The following is a 5,263-nucleotide window of genomic DNA, read 5'->3' on the forward strand; positions in this document are numbered from 1 at the left end:
GTCAACAGCCGGATAGAGAAGCTTGGGGGGATGAGGAGTTATCAATCGCTTTACTGGGGGCAATTTCGCCCGCAAAACAGTTGCGTTTAGCCCGTTTTTTAGCGGATTTAGAAACTCGAACCCTGGCAGCGGCGAAAATAATTGATCGCTATACTTTACAGATGGCCACGGGACAAGGTTTAACGGCCCTATTAAAAAGTCCTATTCTAGGTTTTATCTCCACTTTAGCCACGGGAAGACCGACTTTAGCCTATCTTTTAGCTGAACAAATTCCCGTGGAACAATTACCAGTAGCGATCGGTAAATTACAGATGGCCTACGAGCTTTCTTCTCTCTTAAATACGGAGAATAAAAGTTTTGATTTATTGGCACTTTGGCCAATACTATTAGAAAATTCTAGCACTGCTGACAAGGAAGCTTTGGCCTGGGGTCATGCTCTGGTAGAATATTGGACAAAGAACCTATCGATCGAACAGTTCCGGTCAAGTTATCAGGGGTATTTAGAAACGACAAAAACAGGCCTCTAACCAGATTAATTAAGCTAAAACTTTCTTCCAATCTAAAAGTATAGGGGAGTGGGGAGGAGAGGTTTCTGGGGTTGAGATTTCTGGCTTTTGTACTAAAATTACTCAGTAGGCAGTTTAAATGCAGTGCAGCTTAGATAGGTACGGGAATAAAATAATTACTCAAATCTTTGTTTTTAGGTGTGTTATCGCAGAATAATATACCTTGTTTGATCAATAACTTTTTGGGTTTCTATGTCGCTATAACAATGCTAGATATCATCTAAAAGATGGTTCAATTGACGTCTCAACAAATCTAGGTTCTGATTAGCTTTTTCAAGTTGAAGACTCAGTTTTTTTATTTCCGACTCTTGAAGCCTTATCTTTTCAGAAAGATCGTCTATCTCTTGTTTGCAAGAGTCTAGATATCCACTTTTTATGATCTCAATAACATCAAAGTAAGAAATTTTTTGATCATTCATAAAGCAATATATTTGACATATTTGCTCTAAATTCGACAATAAAAAATCATTTTTAAATATATCTGAAAATGATATTATACTAGACGTATCAAAACTTTTTTGTCTCAGGGAAAGGATAAGTTTTTCAATATTTTGATGATTATTGGAAAAAGTGTCACTTGAAAATATTTCTATAAATTTACTTATTTCTATTTTCTTGCTTTCTAAGAACAATAACAATTTTAGAGTTTTTGCCTTTATTCGTATTTTTAGATATTCTGCAATCTCAAGAATCTCAAGGTTATATATTTGTTCCAAAACAAATTCCAATATATCTTTAAATCTAACCATTTTTTCAGATACTTCGTTTGGAATTTCTAGGTCAAATTCCTGCTCTATTTGCCAGAAGAGTTCTAATGAAGATAATTCACAACGATGAAAGACAAAATCTAAAACTGGCAGAGGTATTTCAGAAATTTCAAACTGTTCTATCACAATATGATAAATTCTTGAATAAGTTCTTGAATAAATATCTTCACAAATTTTATTGTTCATATCCATAATTATAACCGTTTTGCTTGTGTTAAAGGTCATCCAATGACAGACTGCCTTGATTAGACCTCTTGCATAAATCCGAAAACAAACGATAGAAACAATAATGGGAGGGACTTTCAGTTAATTATTTATTAGTAGTTGATAATCTTCAAAAATGTTGCTGTACAGGGATCGACTTAAGACTTTTGCAAGAGGTCTATTGTAGCATTTTTATTAAACTAATGCAAGCACAAGTAATACTCAACCCTGTTTAAAAAGTATAGAAAAGTAGGCAGGGTGGAACGGTAGGCGAGTGGACAGATTTGGTATAATGCTTCAGCAATTATTGAGATGTTAATTTATTGTAAGCAGAAATAATCGCCGCATTTTCCCAATCATCATCAAAAGGAAGCGCATCGGGATCTGACAAAGCATTAGCCTCGATTTCTGCATCGCTCATCGATTTAACTCGCTCCCAATCGGTTAAATCTTGCCTTTCCTCTTTTGTGTTAACAATCCCCATCTTGGGGGATACTCTCTTGATACTTTCTTCGCTCACGTTCGTTTGCTCTCCTAGCACTAATCAATCGGCAAGTTTCCCCTCTTATAGTATAGACAACATAACAGATTATCCCGTTTAATTGTCCCAGCAAACACATCCTTATTTCTTGGTAATCTTGGCGATTATCTTCTCTGATTAGACAGTGACCATCGAAAATAGGAGGAACAGCCGCAAAATCTATCCCATGCTTCTCTATATTAGAATATCTTTTAGACTGATCCCAGTCAAATTCTCTAAATTGCATAAATAAATCTCCAAAAATTGTCTTTGTAGAGAATTATTCCTATATCTCCTCCTTACCTATCGTTTTGAACGAACAAAAATTTTTATCACTATTTAAACTTCAATAATTTTTTGTTATATCGATAAATTACTAGCCCTAAACGCAGAAATTTTGAAAAAGCGAAGCCTCCGCTTCTACTATAATCAGAGAAGGGTAATTGAGACAATTTCTGCATCACCTTAAATAGCTCTTCAGGTTTTGCGTCCGAGAAAATTAATAATCTGGGGACTAATTTCTTTTGACCAATGTTCTTGGGGATAGTGTTTCGCTTCCGCGAGGGGGATTAATTCCACTCCTGATTTAGTGGCTAATTTTTCGACAGTGACAGAAGACAACCAAGGATCGCCCATTCCCCAGACAAAAAGGATGGGTTTTTCAAAGTTCTCTAAACCTGTCTCAATTTCTGCCATAGTTTTCGATAGGTTTAAATTGCGAATCGTGGCCAGTAAAGCGCGACCCACTGCCGAAGTTTTTAGATAAGGTTGACGGAAAATAGCCAGATCTGCATCACTAATCACAAAACCGCTACCGGTTTCTAAAGTACGATCGACTAATAAGGGATCTTGAGTCGCCATATCTCCGAGGAAAGGTAGTCCCCATTGTTTCATTATCCAGGGTAATTTAACATCACTGGAGAGGGGAGTATTTAAGACGATCAAGCGCTCAATTTTATCGGGATTTTCTAGGGCATATTGTAAACCGACGGAGGCTAAAAAACCCTGGACAATGAGGGAGATTTTCGGCAATTGGAGAGCTTGAATAAAATCGGCCAAGGCTTGACAGAAAGCGCTAGGTGTGTAGGCGAATTCCCTGGCATCGGGTTTAGCGGATAAACCGGAACCGATCCAATCGGGGGCAATGGCATTAATGTTATATTCTTCTAAACTGGTCAATAATTCTCGCCAAATATAGCCATGGGCGGGTAAACCATGGAGTAGGATCACGGGGGTTGTGTCCGGTTGTTGAGCGGGGTTAACCTGTCGATAAAACCACTTGAGAGAGCCGACTTCGAGAAAATTTTCTAAAATAGCCATGGTTAATGGGGGATTAATAATCAATAACCATTGTCTAACGTCTAGGAACCGATCGCACCGGCAAATTTCCCACCCCGGCAGTTATAGGGAGCTTGCGTCGAGACTTTGTGCTTCTCCGGGGGTTAAGGGTAAATGAAGACCGCATTCTTGTTTTAAACCCTTGAAACGGGTGTCTCGTTCGTTGCTATCATCGGCGGTTAAAGGCCGACTGGAGTGCCAATCGCCGACGGAGACATAACCTAGATCAAAATAGGGATGGTAGGGAAGATCGTATTTAGTCAGATAGTCATAGATGGTTTTGGCATTCCAGTCAAGGATCGGTAATATTTTGTAACGTTCGCCCTGTTGATTGACCCATTGGAGAGTTTTGCGGTGGTCGGTTTGGTCGCGACGCAAACCCGCTAACCAAGCGGTGGCCTTTAATTCCTTCAGGGCCCGTTGCATCGGTTCCACCTTGCGGATTTTGTCGTAGAGATTGAGGGAGTCGAGATCGTTATTTGACCACAATTTACCGTGGATTGCTTCCATGCGGGCGGGACTGAGGGGAGATTGATAAACTTTCAGGTTTAAATGGAGGCGTTGGCTTAAGTCTTCGGCAAATTGATAGGTTTCTGGGGGAAGATAGCCGGTATCGATCCAAATGACGGGAATATCGGGGATAATTGCGGTGACGAGGTGCAACATCACCGCCGCCTGAATGCCGAAACTGGTACTCATCACCAAACCTTCCCCAAAGGTGGCCGCTGCCCAAGCGACGATTTCCGCGGCGTTAGCGGAGTCAAAACGTTGATTAATTGTGGCCAGGTCGAGGGATAGAGGGGAGAAAAAAGACCGGTCGGCAGTGGCGATGAAGGCAGTTTCTAGGGCCTGTGGATGAGAATTGAGTAAGTGTAAATCTGGCATTCTGGCTAAGATTTAAGGTATTAGTAGCGGCGGATACTGATAGAGTCCAATCTATCCATTAGGGTTCGAGAATAGAGTCACCTCCATCTCCTCCCCTTGAGAAACGTGGGTGAGACTTTCGCCTCCGACGGCTCCTAGTTTAACTGCTTCATTGTTAGGGATACAGCTTGACAATCGAGGGCCGTTTTATCATCCTGACACTGGCGGTCTAGTAGTTGGGGGTTTTTGTATTCATCCTGACCACCCTATTGTTGAGGATGTATATACTTTACTTATACTATATCTGATGGGGTGAAGTGTGGCCCACAGTAGCGACACCTTCCTTTCTCAAAAATCTCTCTGGTTACACTAGGTTAAGCAAGATGGGGAGGAATTACCGCTAGTTTTTGCAGTTGTTTTTCAATATTGCCCTTTAATTGGGTCCGGGAGATTTCTTTTCCCGTTTGAGCAGTGTGTGCATTTTCCAGAAAAATAATACTATCTACTTTTTCTAGGGCAAATAATTGGAATAAAAGATGAGTTACGGGAATCAGGAGCGTTGATAGGGGTGAATTGTCGGTATTTTGGGCAGATAAGGCCATTTTTTCCGTAGCAAAGGCATAAATTACCCTTTTCTCCTGTTGCGGCTGCTGCCGATGAGCTAAGGTGGTTAGTAACCAATCACCCTGGCTATTCTGCACCACATAGTATTGTAAATGTTTTAACTGTCTGGCCATGGCCGCGAGGACGGGATTAACCGCTTCTTCCATGACTAGGGTGGCCAGTCCGTAATTGACAGCCTCTCGACTTAAAATATGCAGTTGTGCCTTTAATTTCATGGCTAATCATCTCTATAAACTAATCGATGGCGATGACATTCATCGGAAATTTTGGGTCTGAAACCCCGCCGTTCTAGGTTGGCTTTACGTTAGAATTAAAAGGCCAGTCTCGAAAACCAAGTGGACGGCGCAGCACCTTGAAAACTCGGCTTAGGGGGTTCCGAC

The 5,263-nt window shown here is 40.9% G+C and carries 6 protein-coding genes and 1 pseudogene; 1 reads left to right on the top strand and 6 read right to left on the bottom strand.

The genetic code is table 11. The annotated features are described in order from the left end of the window. Positions 1 to 527: pseudogene (locus tag IQ242_RS15920) on the top strand (GTPase); the annotation flags it as partial. A 248-nt stretch (positions 528 to 775) separates the two neighbouring features. On the opposite strand, the gene IQ242_RS15925 reads toward IQ242_RS15920, so the two are convergent. From IQ242_RS15925 to IQ242_RS15950, 6 genes are all read right to left on the bottom strand, one after another. Beyond that, a complete protein-coding gene (locus IQ242_RS15925) occupies positions 776 to 1,558 on the bottom strand; it encodes a hypothetical protein (RefSeq protein WP_228021036.1) in 783 nt (260 codons plus the stop codon). A gap of 283 nt (positions 1,559 to 1,841) precedes the next feature. Then, complete coding sequence (locus tag IQ242_RS15930) at positions 1,842 to 2,021, bottom strand: hypothetical protein (protein WP_024970469.1); 180 nt, start codon at positions 2,019 to 2,021, stop codon at positions 1,842 to 1,844. Next, on the bottom strand, positions 2,008 to 2,304 hold the full coding sequence (locus tag IQ242_RS15935) for a BrnT family toxin (RefSeq protein WP_043995702.1): 297 nt from the start codon (positions 2,302 to 2,304) through the stop codon (positions 2,008 to 2,010). The genes IQ242_RS15930 and IQ242_RS15935 overlap by 14 nt, the downstream gene beginning before the upstream one ends. A 230-nt stretch (positions 2,305 to 2,534) precedes the next feature. Then, a complete protein-coding gene (locus IQ242_RS15940) occupies positions 2,535 to 3,401 on the bottom strand; it encodes an alpha/beta fold hydrolase (protein WP_193960631.1) in 867 nt (288 codons plus the stop codon). 57 nt (positions 3,402 to 3,458) lie between these two features. Further along, positions 3,459 to 4,280: a phosphoadenosine phosphosulfate reductase gene (gene cysH / locus IQ242_RS15945; protein WP_193960632.1), complete on the bottom strand. Its 822-nt coding sequence runs from the start codon at positions 4,278 to 4,280 to the stop codon at positions 3,459 to 3,461. Positions 4,281 to 4,633: 353 nt separating this feature from the next. Further along, positions 4,634 to 5,098, bottom strand: coding sequence for a hypothetical protein (locus IQ242_RS15950; protein ID WP_193960633.1), 465 nt, complete (start codon positions 5,096 to 5,098; stop codon positions 4,634 to 4,636). Positions 5,099 to 5,263: the final 165 nt, after the last annotated feature.

Source organism: Microcystis sp. LEGE 08355 (genome assembly GCF_015207185.1).
Classification (GTDB): domain Bacteria; phylum Cyanobacteriota; class Cyanobacteriia; order Cyanobacteriales; family Microcystaceae; genus Microcystis; species Microcystis panniformis.